Below are 19,776 nucleotides of genomic sequence, written 5' to 3' on the forward strand. Positions count from 1 at the left end.
TATGGCGAAATACGAACGAATCGTACAGGGAGATTTCGATGAGATTCTGAACCGGCTGGACAGCGCTGTCCTGGGAGGGAGTATTTCAGCTTCCTTTGAGGACGGGAGCGATTATGCCCAGGGGGATTTCCGCTGTGCGGTCAGAGTCTATGAGCGCTATAGCTATACAGGAAATAACCGTGTCAGCATGTCACTGACGCTGGTGGGAGGGAATGGTAGATATTATCTGTCAGTCATCACGTCCGGAGGGAGCCAGGGACTGTTTTTCAAGATAAACACCTGGGGGGAGGAAGCGTTTCTGGAGACAATTGAAGAAGTGTTGGAGGACTTCTGAGATACAGGGCGGAGAAATCATAAAACAGGGCATAGCATATAAAGTCAGGCAAATAAAAAAGGTATCTGCTATCATACAGATACCTTTAAAAAAAGTGTTTCGTCCGTGCGTTAGAGGATTCGAACCCCCGGCCTTTTGGTCCGTAGCCAAACGCTCTATCCAGCTGAGCTAAACGCACACGTTCAAACTGATTTTGTCAGCAACATATATATTATCTTATTTTGCAATATTTGTCAAGCCTTTATGATCAAAAATATTGTCCCTTTCTTCTTGATTTTTTCTATGTTATACTGGGGGCAAAGTTCGTTTAGATAAGAGGTAGGAAATGAGACCAGAATTACAGTTTTTGAGAGACCAGCAGGTGAATGAACACCTGATTCAGGAAGTGGAGCGTTATTCGGAGTCCTATCCGGTGGCGGAAGAGGTTTGGGGCAGGGTGGTTAAGCCGTCCATCCCGTTTTATGGAAGAGAGGTGCTGGAGATGGCCGTCTCAGGCCTGCTGCAGGGGGAGAATCTTTTGCTGACAGGCGCCAAGGCGACAGGCAAGAATGTTTTGGCGGAGAATCTGGCGTATATATTCGGAAGGCCCACATATAATGTATCTTTTCATGTGAACACCAGCAGCGCGGAGCTGATCGGGACGGACACTTTCCGGAATAACGAGGTAGAGCTGCGCAAGGGAAGCATTTACCAGTGCGCCCAGTACGGCGGCTTCGGGATACTGGATGAGATCAACATGGCAAAAAACGACGCGGTTTCCGTTCTCCATGCGACTCTGGACTACAGGAGAAGCATCGACGTGCCTGGGTATGATAAAATCGACCTTCATCCGGCGGCGCGCTTTATCGGGACCATGAATTATGGATATGCGGGCACCAAGGAGCTGAATGAAGCGCTTGTTTCCCGATTCCTGGTCATCGACATGCCTGCCCAGTCAGAGGAAACTCTGACTTATATCATGGGCGAGATGTTTCCGGATATGAAGGAAAAGGCGAAGGAACAGTGGATCGGGCTGTTTCTGGACCTGCAGCTGAAGGCTGAAAATGCGGAGATTTCCACGAAGTCTCTGGATCTGCGGGGGCTGATCGCGGCGGCCCGCACGGTCCGCCAGGGCTTAAAGCCGGCCCTGGCCGTGCAGATGGGTATTATAAATAAATGTTTTGATATCTTTGAAAAAGAAATCGTCCGGGATGTGGTGATGACCCGGATTCCTGAGGAGTGGACAAAGGGTGACGTTTTCACGGAATAGGGCGGCGTATCTCTTCCAGCGGCCGGACCCTTTTCCGGTAGATCACTTTCAGCATCACAAGGGCCGCCAGGAACGCGGCGAGTTCTGCTATGGGAAAGGCGATCCATACCAGATCCGGCAAATGCAGGACGGCTGCCAGAATCCATGCGAGGGGCATGAGCACCACCGTCATGCGGAGCAGGGACACGATGAGTGAATAGATCCCATTGCCTAGGGCCTGGTAAAATCCCTGAAGGACGATGTTGGCTCCGGAGAACAGGTAACCCAGGCAGATGATGCGCAGGGCATAGACACAGATGTCCTGAATTTCCGGCGATACGGCAAATATGGACACGATGGCTGGGGCGAAGAGCAGGATGGCCAGTATGCCGGCCGCCATGATAACCGAAACGTCCAGCAGGCCGAAGCGGAGGGATTGGGCGATGCGGTCTTTCCGCCGCGCGCCGTAGCTGAACCCGGTGATGGGCACCAGGGCGTTGTTCAGCCCGTAGGCGGGCATGAATATGAAATTCTGTAGTTTGTAATAAATGCCGAAGGCGGTCACGTAGATTTCTGAGACAGAACCCAGAATCAGGTTCATGCCATAGGCCATGACGGAAGTCAGCGACTGCATGGCGATGGCCGGGACGCCTACTTTATAGATCTCACCGATGATTTTCCGGTTGGGCCTGACGTAACGCAGCCCGTTGTCTACCTCGTGATTCAGGCGGTAATGGACGATGCATCCCACCGTCATAGACACGCACTGCCCGATGACTGTGGCGACTGCCGCGCCGGCTACGCCCATGGCCGGGAGGCCGAAATAACCGAAGATAAAGACCGGGTCCAGGAGGATGTTCGTAACCGCCCCTGAGAGCTGGGCTGCCATCGAGAGAGTGGTATTCCCTGTGGCCTGCAGGATTTTTTCAAAAGCGAAAAAGCCCATATTCCCGAAGGCACAGGTGGTGCAGATCCGAAGATAAGAGATCCCGTAATCCAGGGTCACCGGGTCGGAGGTCTGGGTGAGAAAGAATGCTTTCGTGCCGAAAAGCCCGAAGAGCATGAAAATCAGATAAATGCAGGCAGCCAAAAACAGCGCGTTTCCGGCCACGAAGCTGGCTTTTTCCCGGTCGCGCCTGCCCAGATAGCGGGATAATACGGCATTGATGCCGACGCCGGTGCCAGTATTACAGGCGATCATCAGCATCTGGATCGGGAAGGCCAGAGTCAGGGCCTGGACGGCTTTGTCGCCGGCATTCTGAATCAGGACCGTGCTGGGGATATGGGATACGAACAGGCTGTCTACCACGTTATAAAATGCCTGTACGAGCATGGAAATCATCAGCGGAAGCGACATGGTGAGAACCAGTTTCCCCATGGGCGTTTCTGCCATTTTGTTTTCTTTGGAGGGTGCCATAATTTTACCTGTCTTTCAGTTATAATCAGTTTCGTATTCTATCAGTTTAAAGAAGTTGCAAATTTTTGTCAAACGTTTTTATTGAGCCGGAGAGACACAGCCGGTGAGGAGGCGGTAATGAGCACGAATTTTCTGCCGGAAGAACACCAGATGGAACTGGAAAACCGGATCAAGAACTTAATGTGGACAGTCAGCGGCGATTATACCCTGGAGATGAAGCCGGATGTGGAGGCTTTTCTCAGATCCAGGAATACCGCGCTGTACGACGGGATTAAGCAGGGAGGGCTTGCGCGCTTTTACGACCGGGATGCCCTGGGCCTGTATCTGGTGAAAAAGATCTACTGCAAGGCCATGGAAGGCCCGCTCATGCGGGTAGCGTCTCTCTGTATGGAGGAGGCGGTGGGAACAAAGCTGGACCAGGAACGGGAAGGGATTCATTCTCTCCGGAGAAAGGCCTATGAGGAGATTCTTGAGCAGGATTTCAGGGAGCTGTCCGCCACTCCCCTGGGGCATCTGGAGGCGGCTCTTCTGCGGGAGGAGCTGGACGGAAGCTACCGGGGAACGAAGCAGATCGGGGACTGGATGGAGGAGATCCACAGGCTCCGTTCTGCATCGGATACCATGGAAGTGATCAAGACCATAGACAGCCTCTATAATCAGATTGTCGAGCCTGATTTTGAACGGAAAAAGAAGACGCTGAAGGAGGTGCTGGCGGTAACCCTGGAAGAGCTGACCGAATATTCCTGGAAGGACTTTCTCTCAGAAGATTTGTATGAGGAGACCTTGGAAACGTATCTGGAAAAGGTGACGGAATCCATGACCAGCCTGGATATGAACGACCCGGTCTGCAAGGAGGAGGAGAAAGAGCCGGAGGACGGCCGGACAGCCAAAAAAATTATAGTGGTGGACGAGGCGGCCCTTGAGAAAATGTATTCCTATGTGGAGAGGAATTATGGAAAAACTTATCTGACTCCCGCTGAGGAAAAAAGCAGAAACTATCAGATGTGCAGGGGGCTTCACGGAGACTGCAGCCTGTATTATACGGAAGGCATTCTGAAGAATCCTGTGCTGCGGAATTATCAGTATGAATATGCCAGGAAGCAGAAGGACAAAAATATCATGGCCTACTATGACCAGCACCGGGTGGTGAAGAGGAGCATACAGGTGTTGACAGGGATGCTGAAAAAAGCCTTTGTCCTGAGGGATGAAGAGCAGGAGATAAGAGCCGACCATGGTACGGTCATCCCTGCGGAGCTGTGGAAGGTGGGAAGGTCGGACGACGCGCGGCTGTTCCGCAAGAGGATCAGGAATGACGCCATGGATTTTGTCGTGGATGTTCTGATAGATGCCAGCGGTTCTCAGAGGAGCCGTCAATCCCAGGTAGCTCTGCAGGCTTATATCATCAGCGAAGCCCTGAGCAATCTGGAGATCCCCTTCCGCGTCATGAGCTTCTGTACCTTCTGGGACTATACGATCCTGCACCGTTTCCGGAAATATGAGGATGTCCGGAGCGCCAACGGCAATATTTTTGAATACATCACCTCCTCTAATAACCGGGACGGCCTGGCAGTCAAGGCTGTTGGGTTCGATCTGCTCCAGAGAGACGAGGCCAATAAGGTCCTGATAGTCCTGAGCGACGGAAAACCCTATGACGTGCTGGTCAACAGGCCGGGGGCCAGGAATCCGGAACCTTACAGAGGCCGTCCGGCCATCCTGGACACGGGCATGGAGGTGAGAAGGCTCCGCCAGAACGGGGTGGCTGTCCTGGGCGTGTTTGTGGGCGAGGAATCTGAACTGGATGCTGAGAGGCGGATATTCGGCAAGGATTTTGCCTATATCCGGTCCATCGGCAGTTTTTCCAATATGGTAGGGAGATATCTCTTGAAACAGATCGAAGAATAAACTATACTGAAGATAGAAAACTGTAACAGGAAACGATAACCATCATTGAACGAGCGACAGGAGGAATGCCAAATGGGTAAAAAAATAAAAAAACTGCTTGCCGTTGCGGCAGGCACCACGGCCGCCTGGGCACTGGCGATCAAGCCCAGGACCAGCAGCAAGCCGGATATGAGCGAGATCAAACGATATGACTTTGCCAGCCGCGGTTATTACAATATCAGGAAGAAGATTCCGGAGAACTCCCTGACGGCGTTTACCGCGGCGGTTGAGCACGGATACGGGATTGTCATGGATGTCCGGCTGAGCCGCGACGGCGTGCCGGTGATCTTCCGGGATCACAAGCTGTGGAGGGTGTGCGGAGCGGACGGCACCGTGGAAGAGAGCACCTGGGAGAAGCTGAAGGAATGCCGCCTGTCCAGGACCCAGGAGACCATCCCCTGCCTGGCCGCCGGCCTGGAGCTGGTAGACGGTCAGGTGCCGGTGATCCTGAACCTGAACGTGGATCTGGACAATTACGGGGTGCTCTGTGCAAGAGTCTGCGAGGTGCTGGATGCGTATGAGGGCGTTTTCGCCATAGAATCCTTTGATTACCGGGTGGTGAAATGGCTGAAGGACAACCGGCCGGAGATCATACGCGGCCAGATGATGGAACGCCATATCAAGCACGGCGGTACTGATATGAACCCGGTGCAGGATTTTGTACGCTACAACCTGCTGACCAACTTCCTGACGTCCCCGGATTTCATCTCCTGCAATATCGCAGACCGGAGAACGGTCAGCCTTCTGTTCTGCCGCCTGCTGTACAGAGTGCAGATGATGGACTGGACCGTGGACAGCATGGATGATTATGAGCTGGTGAAGACGGACGAATCCATAGTGATCTTTGAAGATATAGAACCTTAACCGCAGCCTGGTGTACCTGTGTATACTCAGAAGCAGATCATTCAGCGGTGAACAAAATGCCCGGAAGGGCGGATAAGACGTATGGCCTGCAGGGACATCTGCGGCCGTGGGCCTTACCCGCCCTTCCGGGCATTTGTCTGTTTCATCACAAGGATATGATTAACTTTTGGTAGACAGAGGTGTTATAATGGTATAAGATAATTAACAAATTCTGGATCAAGGGGGATTTTATGTCGGAGAAAAAACGAAGTGTTCTGATTGTTGACGATGAATTCCGCATCGGTATTCTGATAAAAAAACTGATTCGCTGGTCAGAATTGGATATGGAATGCCAGGATGTCCTTGATAACGGCGAGTCCGCCCTCCGGGTAATGAAAGACAGCCGTCCGGATATAGTGATCACAGATGTCCGCATGCCGAAAATTAACGGGCTGGATCTGATTAAGATGGCGAGGGACAGTAAGATTCAGACACATTTTATCGTGGTCAGCGGATATAAGGAATTTGAATACGCGCACCGGGCGCTGGCTTATGGCGTGGAGGATTATATCCTGAAGCCTGTGAACGAGAAGGAGCTGAATGACGCCCTGCAGAAGATCAGGCGGAAGCTGGATGACAAAGAAAAGCAGGATACCATGCAGGAGGAGCTGCAGAAGACGGTTGTTGAGAGCAGCAAAATCATTAAAAGGGATTTTTTGAAAAACATCATCGATCAGGGAGACGAGGCTCCGGTGAATGATGTGCCGATCAGTATGGAAGGCGAGGTATACAGAGGGATTGATATTAAGCTGGACTATGTGGATTTTAACCGGATAGACCACAAGCAGGATAAGCTGACTGTGGACAGGGTGCGTTCCATTGTGGAGTCGGTTCTCAAAGCGGAGCTGGAAGAGATTCTGATCTGTGAAAAGGATTACCTGCACATTTACTGTCTGTTTAACTACGATTTTGTCAGATCCAGGATGGTCCGGGAGCTGATCAGCGATATCCTGCTGCGGATCAAGGAATATCTGATGGGATTTGACCAGTATGAAGTAACGATCGGTATTGGGAGTGAGAGGACAGAGTTTGGCGAGATCCGGTTCTCCATACTGGAGGCATACCGGGCGGTGTGTAACAGGATGAGATTGGGAACGGGCCGCCTGATCTATTTTGATACAATTCCGGGCGCGGGTGAGGCTGAGATCCGGGAGCGGTTTGAAGAATGCCGGGACAGCCTTCATGCCAGCATTGACAGCTGTTCCAGAGAGAATCTGTCGGCCTGTATCTCTGAGATATTTGCTGAGGTTCCCGCGGGAGAGGGCATTGATATGACGGTTTACTATATGGCGGCTGAGAAGCTGATTGATCTGTTTTTCAGCGCTCTTAATCAGGAGGAGCTGTCGAATCAGAAGAAGGATCTGCAGAGCAAGTGCCAGCACTGCTGCAAGCTGGCCCGGCTGGCAAAGCTGCTGAAGCAGAGCCTGGGAGACTGTGTGGAGATGATCCGGATGACCGCGGAGACTAAGTCCACTAAGCCGATCCGGCAGGCGAAGCAATATGTGGAGGAGCACTACCGGGAGAAGATACTGCTAGAGGATATAGCGGCTGTTGTGGATCTGAATCCTGTATATTTCAGCGCGCTGTTTAAGAAAGAAACGGACATGAATTTCAGCACCTATCTGATCAATGTCCGCATGGAAAGGGCCAAGAAGATGCTCACCTCGACGAATGAGACGATAGCGGCAGTAGGGGACGCCGTCGGATACAGCGATCAGAAATATTTCAGCCAGCTGTTTAAAAAAGTGGTCGGCGTGAAGCCGGCGATCTACAGAAGGCTGCATTCCTGAGTAAACGGGCGGAAGAGCCGGAGCCAGAGGGATATCAATTATGAAGTGGATCAGAATCTTTGGATATATGTTGTGGTTGGTAACGGTGCTGGGGCTTGTCCTGGCGGTGTTCCGCTCCGGAAGCGCCGGGGTGAAGGCGGTGCTCCTGCTGCTGGCCATTTTAATGACGGTTTATCTGGCAGGTATGGAGCTCCTGCTGTACAGGCCTTTGCGCGAGGCGGGGGCCAGGCTGGATGGCAGTGAGAAGGAAGAATCCCTTGAGACGCTGTTTTCGAGAGGGGTGCCCAGAGGCTCCTGCCTGGGGCAGATTGAGCCGGTAGTGGAAAAATATGTGGAGTTGAAGATACGCAGAAATAACGCGGAGATTTTTAACAAGCAGACGGAGCTGACCGCCCTGCAGAGCCAGATCAATCCCCATTTTCTGTACAACACGCTGGATACGATCCGCGGCCAGGCCATGTGTGACGATAACCTGGAGGTGGCAAAGATGATCGAGACGCTGGCGTCATTTTTCAGGTACAGCATCAGCCGCAAAGGGAACATGGTTACACTGCGGGATGAATTGAATAATATCAACAATTATATGAGAATCCAGCAATACCGGTTTAAGAACCGGTTTACTCTGGAAATCGTGGTGGACGACGAGGATCGGGTGGCCTATGACTATTATGTGCCCAGGCTGATCCTGCAGCCAATCGTGGAAAATGCCATTGTACACGGGCTGGAGGAGAAGACGAAGGGCGGGCAGATCGTAATTGAGGTCACGGTGACAGAGGACTTGATTATCACAGTCTCAGATAACGGAAGAGGAATGTCTCTGAAGGAGCTGGATGACCTGAACCAGAGAATCCATTCCAAGAAAACCAGCCTGGAGGAAGAAGATATGAGGCACAGCCAGAGCACCGGGATTGCGCTGCCCAATATCAACAAGAGAATCGAGCTTTTGTACGGCAAAAAATATGGGCTGAATGTCTACAGCTCCATCGGCTGCGGAACGGACGTTGAAATAGTGATCCCCGCAAATAATCACATAGAGGAACTGGCAGTTGAAAAAAATAATATTGAAAATCAATGATCTGAATGCTCACAATGAACGTTTCGGAAAGCTGGAGCATGCGTCCTTCCATGTCATGGAGGGAGAGATCACAGGGCTGCTGGGCCTGAATTACTCCGGAAAAGAGCTGGCAGTGCAGATCCTGCTGGGCGAGACTGATCTGGACTGGCAGGAGAACCAGATTTTTGTTGATGACCGGAAGATGCAGAAGCCCGCGGATATCAAAAAGCTGGTCTGTCATATCACGGCAGGCAGCCCCGTGATAGAGAGCTGGACCGTGGCCGAGTACGTGGGAATACGGGATGTGTGCTGGTTCCTGACGAAAAAGGTGAAGGATAAGCTCCGGGCGGAGACAGCGGAGCAGTTTGCGCAGATGGGAATTTGCCTGGACATTAACAAGAAGATGAAGGAACTGAATGAGCTGGAGAGAAGAATAGTAGAAATCGTCCGGGCCAGAAAAAACGGAGTCAGAATACTGGTTATCGAAGACGAGTGCGAGGGCATGAACTCTGAAACCATACGACAGTATGCCCGGTTTCTGAGGAATGCCATCCAGGGAAGGATGGCGGCCATCCTGCTCTGCCACTCCAATCTGGCAGCTTCCATCCTGTCGGATAACTACGTCATATTCCGCAAGGGCCGGGTGGTGAAGAAATGGAGGAAGGAATTCCCCCATAATAACGGGCGGATCAGCGACTACCTGTTAGGCAACACAATGACCCTTAAGAAAAAGACCCTGGACAGCTATGCCCGGAAGGTACATGCGGGAGAGGGCGTGATCTACGGCATCCGGAATCTGGAGATATACGGGGAGCAGGAGGATTTTGACTTCAGAAAAGGTGAGATCACAACCTTTGTGATATCTAACAACGCAGAGCGGATGAAAGTATTCCTGGAGCTGTGCGGCCGGACGGTGCGGGACGGGGTGGCCTATCTGTTCGGCTGCGAAACGCTGTTCGCTCCGAAATTCCAGTCATTTATCAAACATAAGATCGTTTCTGTCATGAAGACAGGCAGTGATTATGAGATCTTTGAGAAGATGACCGTGGGGGATAACCTGCTGCTGCCGTCTCTCCGGAAGATTCCGAACCTGGACTACCTGACGTCCGGGAGCCGGATCACCCAGGTGCTGAGCGATGAGATAGAAAGTGAGTCTCTGCGCAGCAAGGATATTGTGAAAGAGCTGGACTTCAATCATCATATCAGCATTGCCCTGGACAGGTGGTATGTCTTCCATCCGAATGTGATCGTGCTGTACGAGCCCTTTACCAGCTGTGATGCGTATGGAGTCTCGATTATCATGTCATACATAAAAAAATTCACGAACCGTGGGACGGCGGTGATTGTTGTAAAGTCCAATCTGGAATATATGGAGGAGGTTTCAGACCGTATATTCGATCTGGGCTGATCATGCTGCTGCACAATCGATTCACAATAGCTACTGGCACAAATAAATAGTTGGAAACATCAAAAATTGCGTCTTAGAGGGGCTGAATTCCCTCCGAAAGGCGCGATTTTTTATGCATTATTTTACAGCGCAGTGATTTTGCGCCATCGAACCTTCTGGGTGGTGAACCAGGGAATATGGCGGTAAGAGAAAGCTGCCGCTGCCGTGCGCAGAGCGTCAGATTGTCAACACTGTCTGATTTTTCGACATAATCAGACAATATTCTGGCAGAAGTGCCGCATGTGTCGAAAAAAAATCCCCCCAATCTTAAGATATTCCACCAATTCTAAATCGGTTCGGATTGGAATTTTAGTGCAGTCAGTATATACTGACGATAGCAAAAGGAGGAATGAGAAATGAAAATTGCTATCGGCTGCGATCCAAACGCCCAGGAGGCAAAAGAAGAGCTGATCAGGTTCATGGAGAGCAAGGGTTATGGTGAAATCACAGATTTCGGGAGTGAAGACGTCATCTATGCCCATGTGGCGGCGGCGGTTGCGGAGGCTGTGGCCAGAGGGGAATATGACCGTGGCATTCTCATCTGCGGAACCGGTATTGGGGTCTGCCTGGCGGCGGGCAAGGTAAAAGGCGCATATCCCGCGCTGATATCCGACATCTATTCGGCAAAGCGGGCGCGCCTCAGCAATAATGCGAATATCGCCTGTCTGGGGGCGTTTACAATCGGGAACAAATTACGGGAGGAGCTGGTAGATGCATTCCTGACGAACGAGTTTGTTCCGGGATGTTCCTCACAGCCGAAGGTGGACGCATTTGTTGAATATGACAGGAATCGCTAGTACATAGAAGAAAGGTGGCAAAACAGTGAGTCTGATTGAACTGAGGGATATTCATAAAAGCTTTTATGGAGTGGAAGTCCTGCACGGTGTGAACCTGGTTCTGCAGCCCGGCACTGTTCACGCATTGATGGGAGAGAACGGAGCGGGAAAATCCACATTGATGAAGGTGATTGCAGGCGTCCACGCTGCCGATTCCGGCAAGGTGTTCATGGATGACAGGGAAGTAGAGATTACTTCACCGGCGAAGGCAAGAGAACTGGGAATCGCGATGATACATCAGGAGCTTTCTTCGGAGCTGGAAATGTCCGTGGCGGAAAATATTTTTCTGGGAAGGGAGCCGGGACGGTTCGGAATGGTGGATTACCGTCAGCTCTACAGACAGACGGATGAACTGCTAAAAGAGCTGGGAATCCAATTAAATCCCAGGACCAAAATGAAGCGGCTCCGGGTGGCCGACCAGCAGATGGTGGAGATTGCTAAGGCAATTTCACAGAAAGCGCGGGTAGTCATCATGGACGAGCCGACCTCATCCATCACCGATAAGGAGGTCATCAGCCTTTTTGAGATGATCCGGGGGCTGAAGAAATCGGGTGTGGGCATCATCTATATCTCCCACAAGATGGATGAGATTTTCCAGATCTGTGATGAAATGACGGTTTTGCGTGACGGTACATATATCAATACCTTTAAAGCGGAAGAGGTGGATGAGAACATACTGATCCGCAGTATGGTGGGACGTGACCTGGGCGTACAGTTCCCGAAGGTCAACGTTCCGATCGGGGAGCCGGTGCTGGAGGTAGAGCATCTGACGCTGAGCAACCAGTATGAGGATATCAGCTTCAAGCTCCATAAGGGCGAGATCCTGGGGTTTGTGGGACTGGTCGGAGCGGGGCGGACAGAGCTGATGCATTCAATTTTTGGCATGACCAGGCCGGAATCCGGGCGCATTATTTTGGATGGCAAAGAAGTCCGTTTCAAAAGTCCGAAAGAGGCGATCGGGCATGGAATCGCATACGTGACAGAGGACCGGAAGGGCGAGGGCCTGGTCCTGCCCATGAGTGTGGAAAAAAACATCACGATAGCAGCTTTGGGTAATTTCGCGAAAAAGGGATTTTTGCAGAAAAAGCAGGAGGCCGAGACAGTAAAGGCGCAGATACAGGCGCTGGGGATTAAGGTAGCAAGGCCGTCTGTTTCCGTGAAATCTCTCTCCGGAGGAAACCAGCAGAAAGTGGTTCTCGCCAAGTGGATGATCTCCAATCCCCACGTCCTCATTTTTGATGAGCCCACGAGAGGGATTGACGTGGGCGCGAAGGCTGAAATCTATAAGATCATGTGTGATTACGTGAAAAAGGGCAACGCGATCATCATGGTTTCATCGGAGATGCCGGAGGCTATGGGGATGTCGGACCGGATCATCATCCTGAGCAATCACAAGTGCAGCGGCGAGCTGAAACGCAGCGAATTCGATCAGGAAGCGATTGCGCAGATGCAGTTCAAGTATATGCAAAACGAACATGTCTGCTGATGCGGACATCATAAAAGTCATAAACAAGAGTAGGAGTGAAAACCATGAACGCTGAAGTAAATAAAAAAAGTGGTTTTGATAAGCAGCATAAAATGACCAAAAAGCAATTTATTGCAACCTACGGTTCTCTGATCGGCCTGATTCTGCTGGTGATTATCATCACCGTCATCAGACCCAGGTTCCTCAGCCCGGCCAACCTGAGAAACGTGTTCCGGAATGCGTCCATCAACGGCCTTCTGGCGATCGGCATGACGTTTGTCGTCCTGACTGGCGGCATCGACCTGTCTGTGGGCGCGGTCATGGGCTGCGCCGGCATGTATTCGGCCTATTTTGCTCAGTCCGTCCTGGGATACCCGGCTCTCGTGGCAGTCCTCATCGGCCTGCTGGTGGGCGTGGCCTTCGGAATCTTCAACGGAATCTGTATCGCCTATTTAAAGGTACCGGCTTTCGTGGGAACGCTGGGCGCCATGAGCATTGCCGACGGGCTGAAGTTTCTTCTGACAGACGCTAAGCCAATCCCGAACCTGTCGGATTCCTTTAAAGCCATTGGGGGCGGCAGCATCGGCTTTCTGCCGACCCCGTGCCTGATCATGATCATCGTGCTGGTGGTTTGCTTTATCCTTCTGTACAAGACCCGGTACGGGCGGTACGTGTTTGCCGTGGGGGGCAACCGGAATGCGGCACACGTCTCAGGAATCAATACGAAAAAGATCATCTGTTCCGTTTACATATTGACAGGAGTTCTCTCAGCGCTGGCCGGAATTATCATGACTGCCCGCGTGACCTCTGGCGTCACATCCACAGGAGACGGGTATGAGACAGACGCCATCGCAGCCGTAGTCATCGGCGGCACCAGCCTGGCCGGCGGGAAAGGGCGACTGTGGGGCACCATCGTGGGTATTCTGATCATGCAGTTCCTGTCAACCGGCCTGGATATGCTGGGAGTCAACGCCTATTACCAGATGCTGGTAAAGGGCTTCGTCGTGATCGGCGCGGTAATGCTGGACGGCCTCAGCTCAGACTGATAACAGTTCATTAAGTCCCGGAGGGACATTATGATAATTTATTCTAAATTCAAGGAGGTAAGAAAGATGAAAAAGGAAACTTTAAGAAAAGTGCTGGCAGTTGTGATGACTTCCGCAGTAGCGGCCGGACTTACCGCATGCGGTAACGGCAATTCGAGCACCTCGACGGCGGCGGGAACCTCTTCCGCATCCAGCGCTGCTGCTTCATCGGCTTCATCCGGCGCATCCGGTTCTTCCGCAGCCTCAAGTTCAGTGTCCGGCACATCCGGCAGCAGCAAGAGCGGCAGCGCGGAAGGTTTATCAATCGGCGCTACATATTATACCCTGCAGACAGAATTCTGTATGAGAATGGATGACGCGGCAAAGAAATGGGCAAAAGAAAATGGCGTGAACTACACATCTTACGACGGCAATAACGATGCTGCTTCCCAGCTGGAGCAGGTGGAGACGATGATCGCCGACGGTGTGGACGCCATCATCCTGAATCCCCAGGATGCAGATGCCTGCTCCGCCTGTGTGGACGCCGCCGTTGAAGCCGGCATTCCGATTGTGGGCGTCAACACGATGGTAAATAATGAGAACCTGACGGCGTATGTGGGATCTCAGGACGTCAGCGCCGGAGAGGAAATCATGAATTACATGATCGACTACATGGACAGCGAAGAGTTCAATATTGTTGTCATTGAAGGCCCCATGGGACAGTCCGCCCAGCTGCAGCGTATCGAAGGCATCACCAATGTGCTGAAGGATTATCCGAATATCAAGATCATCGCCCAGAATACAGCGAACTGGTCACGTTCAGAGGCGATGACCCTGATGGAGACCTGGATCACCACCTATGGCGATGAAATTGACGCAGTTGTATCTGAAAATGATGAAATGGCTCTGGGCGCCAGAGAAGCGATTGAAGCGGCGGGCATGGATATCCCCTGTATCGGAATCGATGGGATTACGGATGCTGTGACGGCAGTCAGCAACGGCAAAATGATCGCCAGTGATTTCCAGAACGCGGAAGGACAGATCACAGGCGCGCTTGAGACAGCGGTGAAATGTGTCAACGGTGAAGACTTTGAGAAAGAAGTATGGATTCCATTTGAGATGATTACCCCGGATAACTATGCCGATTATCAGAATAAATATTAATGGTGCGGTAGATGTGCTTCTGTAAAGTGAGAGATTAAATAAGAAAAGTCTGCAAATAAAAAGTCAAGCAGAAATTTGAGAACTTTGAAAAATTTATACAGGTTGAATTAAAAGTACAAAAACCAGACCACCGCAGGACGTTGGTCTGACAAAGATATGAAAGCTGGGCTTAGTTTTCTCCCGTTTCGGGCAGTGATGCGAAGTATTCCCGTACCCGTCCGTAATAAATACGGAGAAACTTGTTTGCGCCGGCAGTCATGTAGACGTAGTAAGGCTTGCCCTGAGCACGTTTTTTATCCATAAAGACGTAAACGGGGTCGTCAATGGGCGAACGCTTGATTAGCCCGTCCATGATCTGAAAGAGCGTCCTTCGCAAATGGGGAGAACCTTTCTTTGAGGTACGCACGCTCTTCTGGACGTGTTTGCCGGAATCGTTCTTTCCGGGATCGACGCCCGCAAAGGCTGTTAGGGCTTCCCGGTGCGTGAAACGCGTCACGTCCCCGATCTCAGCCATAAGCTGCGGACCAAGGGTAGAGCCGACGCCGTTCATTGCCATGACAACGGGATATTCCGGTAGAGCAGAAGCGGTTTCGTCCATCTTTATCCGAAGGTTTTCCACGGTTTCGGAAGCGGTGTTTAGCATGGCGACAGCCTGCCGGATGAGCATTTTCGTGTTGTCATCTTTCGGGAACACGGCAATGAGGTCGCAGGAAGCCTCGTAGACTTTCTCCGCTTTCTCCGCACTGAAATTGTAACCCTTGTGCTTGCACCATTTCCGATAGTGCTCCGTAAAGGCGGAAAGGGATTTTCCCCGGACACAGTCCACATGCCAGTAGGTGTAAACAAAATCCACCCATTTCTGGCTGCCGTCGCTGCGGGCGGGACTGTCAAAGAGGTCGTTCGCGCCCGGGTAAGACTGGTCGAGCAGTGCAATGAGGTTGTTCTTCATGGCAGTTTTCTGTGCCATAAAGAAGCTGAACTGCCGGTTCATTGTTTTGAGTTGGTTGCGTGTTTTATCCATGCTTCCATATTGCTTCAGTTTTGCCCATCGGTCAAGAGTATATCGTGCGATTTTTTTGGAATCCGCCTTGTCCGTCTTGGGAGAGCGGAGGGAATCATCAGCGAAATCCCTGATGAGGACAGGATTTACGGCACTGACAAAGATGCCGGCGTCGGAAAGCCAGGCGGCAAGCGGCTCGTAGTATCTGCCCGTGTGTTCCATGCAGGCTTTTGTCTCGCCGTCAAGGCTTTGGATTTGTTTGATTAATTCATTGATGGCGGACTTGGTGTGTGGGATGTCGCGGGGCGGCATGAGGACCACATCGCCTGGTCTGCGGATCGTAACGGTGCTTTTGCCTTTGGAAACATCAATACCAACAGCGTTCATAATGGATACTCCTTTGTAAATGGATTAGCAATGGTCAATACCAGTTTTCCCATTGCCTATTCAATCTACTGGGTGTTTCACACGAACGTCTCATGGTTCAACCTGCGTAAAACGAATGCTGCGAATGAGGGGGCTGGTTGGCTGACTTTTCTACGGACGTAAAGTCCTGAAAGGAAGGAGGCCAGACCTATTGCCATACTCATTCTAACAGCTTAAGCAACAAGATGGATAATTCCTTACTGGCTGTAAGGGGTATTAACCATAAATATATTGTAGTAGGCGGAGGAAAGCATGATTTCGTCTGCCTTTTCAAATTTTAAATAAAAGGAGGATATGGTTATGTTACCTTATGAAGGCGTTGACTTAGATTTTTCTCTGGAAGGCAAGACGGCGGTTATTACCGGAGGGGCAGCGGGAATTGGCTATACCACCGCTCAGTTCTTTCATGATAAGGGCGTAAATGTAGTTCTTGCGGACCTGAACCCGAAGCTGGACCAGGTGGCCGCGGAAATCGGGGCGAACACCATCGGAGTGGTTGGGAATGTGTGTGATACGGACTATCCGGCAAAAGTGATTGAGGCTGCGGTGAAAGCGTTCGGGCAGGTGGATATCCTGATTAACTGTGCAGGCATCGTAGCGCTTGACAACGCGGAAACGATCAGCGCGGACGAATGGAACCGTACCATCAGCATCAATCTTTCCGCCTGCTTTTTCATGGCCCAGGCAGTCGGCAAATATATGATCGACAATCACGTGAACGGAAGCATCGTCAACATGGCTTCTCAGGCAGGCGTCATAGCTCTTGACAAGCATGTGGCTTACTGCGCGGCGAAGGGCGGTATTATTGCGATGACTAAGGTAATGGCTAAGGAATGGGGGGCTCACGGAATCCGCGTGAACTCTGTGGCGCCCACGGTAGTTCTCACCGCCCTCGGGCATAAGGCCTGGGACGGCCCGGTGGGGGATGCGTTCAAGAAGACCATACCGGCTGAGAGATTCGCGGAGCCGGAGGAGATCGCTTCTGTTATCGCCTTCCTGTGCAGCAAGGGCGCCGGAATGATTACCGGGCACAATCTCTTGGTGGACGGCGGCTTCACCATTCAGTAACTGACGGCCGGGCAAGGCTGCGTTCCGGCGGCTGGGCGGGCAAAGAGCCGCTGGCGCCCGCCGGGAACGCAATCCGGCCATAACGTACATTTGATCAGGAGGATACAGATATTATGCAACGAATCATGAATAACCCGGACGATATTGTGGATGAGATGCTGAAAGGCTTTCTGAAGGCACATTCTGACATTGTTGAGGCCACAGAAAACTCCCGGGTGATAAAGGCAAAAAATATCCCGGAAGGAAAAGTAGGAGTCATCACCGGAGGCGGCTCCGGACATAAGCCGGCGTTCATCGGATATGTGGGGAAGAATCTCTGCGACGCGGCAGCGGTGGGCGAGATCTGCTCATCCCCGACGGCCCTGGCATTTCTGGACGCGGCGAAAGCGGCGGATCAGGGGCAGGGGGTTGCCTGTCTGTACGGCAATTATTCGGGGGACAACATGAATGTAAAGATGGCGGTTAAAATGGCTAAAAAAGCCGGAGTAACCGTCAAAACAGTGGTAGCCAATGACGACGTGGCTTCCGCTCCCAGGGATCAGAGGGAAAAGCGGCGCGGCGTCGCCGGAGAGGTGCTCATGTGGAAGGTGGGCGGCGCCAAAGCGGCCAGGGGCGGCGATCTGGACGAGGTGATCGCCGCTGCTCAGAAGGCCATCGACAACACCCGATCCGTCGGTATTGGCCTGACGCCCTGCACCCTGCCGGCCGTAGGGCACCCGAATTTTGAAATTAAGGACGGCACGATGGAAGTGGGAATCGGCCATCACGGCGAGCCGGGCATCGAGGTGGTCCCCATTGAAACAGCGGCTCAAATGGCGAAACGGATGACAGACGTCGTCCTTCCGGACTATCCATTTGAAGCAGGCGATGAGGTGGTGGTACTGGTATCCGGCCTTGGCGCCACGCCGGTCATGGAGCTTTATGTGCTGTATAACGAGATAGATAAGATCCTGCAGGAAAAAGGCATAAAGACGCACCGGGCCTATGTGGGGAATTATTTTACTTCTCTGGAGATGAGCGGAGCCACACTCACAGTTATGAGGCTGGATGAGGAACTGAAGGAGCTGATAGATATGCCTGCGTACAGCATGGGTCTGAAACAGAATTAAACCAGAAGGGCGGGTAGAAGCAATATGAAAATATTTAGAAATGATGCCGGTAAACCGGTTCTGATGAAGATGGTAAAAGGAATACAGGAAAACAAGGCGTATCTCGGCGAGGTGGACGGCCTGATCGGGGACGGCGATCACGGAATGAATATGAACAAGGGCTTTACAGTCTTTGAAACCAGGTTTGCGGATCAGGAGTTTACCTTCACGGAAGGCCTGGAGGAGCTGGGAATGATTCTGTTGAATGAAATCGGAGGCTCCATGGGGCCCATTTACGGAACGATTTTGATGGACATGGCGGAAGCGGGCGAGGGGCTGGAAGAAATCCGTGTGGAGGACTTCGCCGGGATGCTGGAAGCTGGGCTGGAAGGCCTGTGCGGAATCGTAGATGCCAAGGTAGGGGATAAGACGCTGGTGGACACCCTCTCCCCCGCAGTCGATGTGATGAAAGAAGCGGCAGCATCAGGGAAAAGCTATGAGGAAGCCCTTCCGGCCATGAAAAAAGCAGCTGAGGAAGGACGGGATTCCACCAAAGATATGGTAGCGAAATTTGGCCGCTCCAGCCGCCTGGGCGAGCGCTCCAGAGGCGTTCTGGATGCTGGGGCCACCTCCTGCTGTATTATCCTCACATCCATGGCTGACGGAATTCTGGAGGCTGTTTCAGAAGCGTGAATTCATAAGTGAATCGCTCCATAAGTTCATCCATCCAAAGCGGGAGGCCGCGCAGACATTCACCTGTCTGCGCGGCCTCCCGCTTTCGTCAGAACAGAAGCCGGCTCATAAAAGCTTCTGGTTCTTTTCCATCATCTCTTCCATAATTCCCTGCACATAGGCCCCCACCTTCTTCTTATGCTCCGGCGGAAGCTCTGATACATAGATGGGATCTCCGTATTCCAGCACAACATGGGCTGAACGCACCCAGGGAAAATGCCCCTCCCAGATGCTGATGGTATTGCAGAGCGCTGTCGGCACGATGGGGCAGCCGCTCTTGGAAGCCATCTTGAAGCTGCCCTCGTGGAAAGGCAGCAGCGGCAGGTCGGAATCGTTCTTATTCCTTGTGCCCTCAGGGAAAATGAACACCGATTTCCCGTCCTTCAGCATCGCAATCCCGTCGAGGATCATCTTCATGCCTTCTTTCAGGTCATCCCTGTTGAAGAAAAGGCAGTTGATATACCTGGCCCACAGGGAAAACAGGGGGATGCCTCCCAGCTCCTTCTTGGCCACATATCCGGTGGCGCGGGGGGTGCGGACATAGGTAATCAGAATATCAAAAATACTCCGGTGGTTGCCGGTATAGAGAACCGCGGTGTCCTTCGGGATCTTCTCTTCCCCGATCACCGTAACCTTCACCCCGGCCGCGGCCAGTATCACTTTAAAAATCCACCGGATCATAGCCCGCGCAACCCGGTCCCGGAGTCCCGGATTCTTCTGGCCGATGATCCAGATCACCAGCAGGACCGGAAGAGTCAGGATCAGGTAGAGGGCAGCAATCATTAATAATAAAATAAGTCGGAACATGGACAAATCCTTTCTTAAACAAAATGCACTGCTATCATTATACGTAAAAGC

At 51.9% G+C, this 19,776-nt stretch carries 17 protein-coding genes and 1 tRNA gene; 14 read left to right on the forward strand and 4 right to left on the reverse strand.

Translation table 11 applies throughout. From position 1 onward, the window contains the following. The first annotated feature begins 1 nt into the window (after nucleotide 1). The gene (locus H9Q79_RS17290) at nucleotides 2–334 is read left to right on the forward strand and encodes a DUF6054 family protein (protein ID WP_249328814.1); all 333 of its coding nucleotides are present in this window, start codon (nucleotides 2–4) and stop codon (nucleotides 332–334) included. 104 nt (nucleotides 335–438) lie between these two features. Here H9Q79_RS17290 and H9Q79_RS17295 read toward each other — a convergent pair. Then, nucleotides 439–512 (reverse strand) — tRNA-Arg (locus H9Q79_RS17295). Between the two features lie 147 nt (nucleotides 513–659). Here H9Q79_RS17295 and H9Q79_RS17300 point away from each other — a divergent pair. Then, nucleotides 660–1,583, forward strand: coding sequence for an AAA family ATPase (locus H9Q79_RS17300; protein WP_118644743.1), 924 nt, complete (start codon nucleotides 660–662; stop codon nucleotides 1,581–1,583). Here H9Q79_RS17300 and H9Q79_RS17305 read toward each other — a convergent pair. After that, nucleotides 1,573–2,979 carry an MATE family efflux transporter gene (locus H9Q79_RS17305; protein WP_118644741.1) on the reverse strand — a complete coding sequence of 469 codons (1,407 nt, stop codon included), beginning with the start codon at nucleotides 2,977–2,979 and terminating at the stop codon, nucleotides 1,573–1,575. The genes H9Q79_RS17300 and H9Q79_RS17305 overlap by 11 nt on opposite strands. A 117-nt stretch (nucleotides 2,980–3,096) precedes the next feature. Between H9Q79_RS17305 and H9Q79_RS17310 the strand changes: the two genes are divergently transcribed. From H9Q79_RS17310 to H9Q79_RS17350, 9 genes are all read left to right on the forward strand, one after another. Beyond that, on the forward strand, nucleotides 3,097–4,881 hold the full coding sequence (locus tag H9Q79_RS17310) for a cobaltochelatase CobT-related protein (RefSeq protein ID WP_249328815.1): 1,785 nt from the start codon (nucleotides 3,097–3,099) through the stop codon (nucleotides 4,879–4,881). Nucleotides 4,882–4,953: 72 nt separating this feature from the next. After that, on the forward strand, nucleotides 4,954–5,784 hold the full coding sequence (locus tag H9Q79_RS17315; protein ID WP_249328816.1) for a glycerophosphodiester phosphodiesterase family protein: 831 nt from the start codon (nucleotides 4,954–4,956) through the stop codon (nucleotides 5,782–5,784). Nucleotides 5,785–6,014: 230 nt separating this feature from the next. Continuing rightward, nucleotides 6,015–7,613 carry a response regulator transcription factor gene (locus H9Q79_RS17320; protein WP_118644733.1) on the forward strand — a complete coding sequence of 533 codons (1,599 nt, stop codon included), beginning with the start codon at nucleotides 6,015–6,017 and terminating at the stop codon, nucleotides 7,611–7,613. Nucleotides 7,614–7,653: 40 nt separating this feature from the next. Continuing rightward, on the forward strand, nucleotides 7,654–8,688 hold the full coding sequence (locus H9Q79_RS17325; protein WP_249328817.1) for a sensor histidine kinase: 1,035 nt from the start codon (nucleotides 7,654–7,656) through the stop codon (nucleotides 8,686–8,688). Continuing rightward, on the forward strand, nucleotides 8,660–10,075 hold the full coding sequence (locus H9Q79_RS17330; RefSeq protein WP_249328818.1) for an ATP-binding cassette domain-containing protein: 1,416 nt from the start codon (nucleotides 8,660–8,662) through the stop codon (nucleotides 10,073–10,075). The genes H9Q79_RS17325 and H9Q79_RS17330 overlap by 29 nt, the downstream gene beginning before the upstream one ends. 395 nt (nucleotides 10,076–10,470) lie before the next feature. Further along, a complete protein-coding gene (locus H9Q79_RS17335; RefSeq protein WP_118644727.1) occupies nucleotides 10,471–10,911 on the forward strand; it encodes an RpiB/LacA/LacB family sugar-phosphate isomerase in 441 nt (146 codons plus the stop codon). Nucleotides 10,912–10,936: 25 nt separating this feature from the next. Further along, entirely contained in the window at nucleotides 10,937–12,436 is a 1,500-nt protein-coding gene (locus H9Q79_RS17340) for a sugar ABC transporter ATP-binding protein (protein ID WP_249328819.1), read from the forward strand. A gap of 44 nt (nucleotides 12,437–12,480) precedes the next feature. Further along, nucleotides 12,481–13,461, forward strand: coding sequence for an ABC transporter permease (locus H9Q79_RS17345; protein ID WP_249328820.1), 981 nt, complete (start codon nucleotides 12,481–12,483; stop codon nucleotides 13,459–13,461). 66 nt (nucleotides 13,462–13,527) lie between these two features. Next, nucleotides 13,528–14,604 carry a substrate-binding domain-containing protein gene (locus H9Q79_RS17350; protein WP_249328821.1) on the forward strand — a complete coding sequence of 359 codons (1,077 nt, stop codon included), beginning with the start codon at nucleotides 13,528–13,530 and terminating at the stop codon, nucleotides 14,602–14,604. Nucleotides 14,605–14,773: 169 nt separating this feature from the next. Here H9Q79_RS17350 and H9Q79_RS17355 read toward each other — a convergent pair whose 3' ends face one another. Further along, nucleotides 14,774–15,991 carry an IS110 family RNA-guided transposase gene (locus H9Q79_RS17355; RefSeq protein WP_118648864.1) on the reverse strand — a complete coding sequence of 406 codons (1,218 nt, stop codon included), beginning with the start codon at nucleotides 15,989–15,991 and terminating at the stop codon, nucleotides 14,774–14,776. A 339-nt stretch (nucleotides 15,992–16,330) separates the two neighbouring features. On the opposite strand from H9Q79_RS17355, the gene H9Q79_RS17360 reads away from it, so the two are divergent. The 3 genes from H9Q79_RS17360 (at nucleotide 16,331) to dhaL (ending at nucleotide 18,879) form a co-directional block, all read left to right on the forward strand. Then, entirely contained in the window at nucleotides 16,331–17,098 is a 768-nt protein-coding gene (locus H9Q79_RS17360; protein WP_118644725.1) for a GolD/DthD family dehydrogenase, read from the forward strand. A gap of 113 nt (nucleotides 17,099–17,211) precedes the next feature. After that, nucleotides 17,212–18,207 carry a dihydroxyacetone kinase subunit DhaK gene (locus H9Q79_RS17365; protein WP_249328822.1) on the forward strand — a complete coding sequence of 332 codons (996 nt, stop codon included), beginning with the start codon at nucleotides 17,212–17,214 and terminating at the stop codon, nucleotides 18,205–18,207. Between the two features lie 24 nt (nucleotides 18,208–18,231). Next, a complete protein-coding gene (gene dhaL, locus H9Q79_RS17370; RefSeq protein WP_249328823.1) occupies nucleotides 18,232–18,879 on the forward strand; it encodes a dihydroxyacetone kinase subunit DhaL in 648 nt (215 codons plus the stop codon). A 105-nt stretch (nucleotides 18,880–18,984) separates the two neighbouring features. On the opposite strand, the gene H9Q79_RS17375 is transcribed toward dhaL, so the two are convergent. After that, complete coding sequence (locus tag H9Q79_RS17375; RefSeq protein ID WP_249328824.1) at nucleotides 18,985–19,725, reverse strand: lysophospholipid acyltransferase family protein; 741 nt, start codon at nucleotides 19,723–19,725, stop codon at nucleotides 18,985–18,987. Nucleotides 19,726–19,776: the final 51 nt, after the last annotated feature.

Origin of the sequence: Wansuia hejianensis, assembly GCF_014337215.1 — a bacterium.
Classification (GTDB): Bacteria; Bacillota; Clostridia; order Lachnospirales; family Lachnospiraceae; genus Scatomonas; species Scatomonas hejianensis.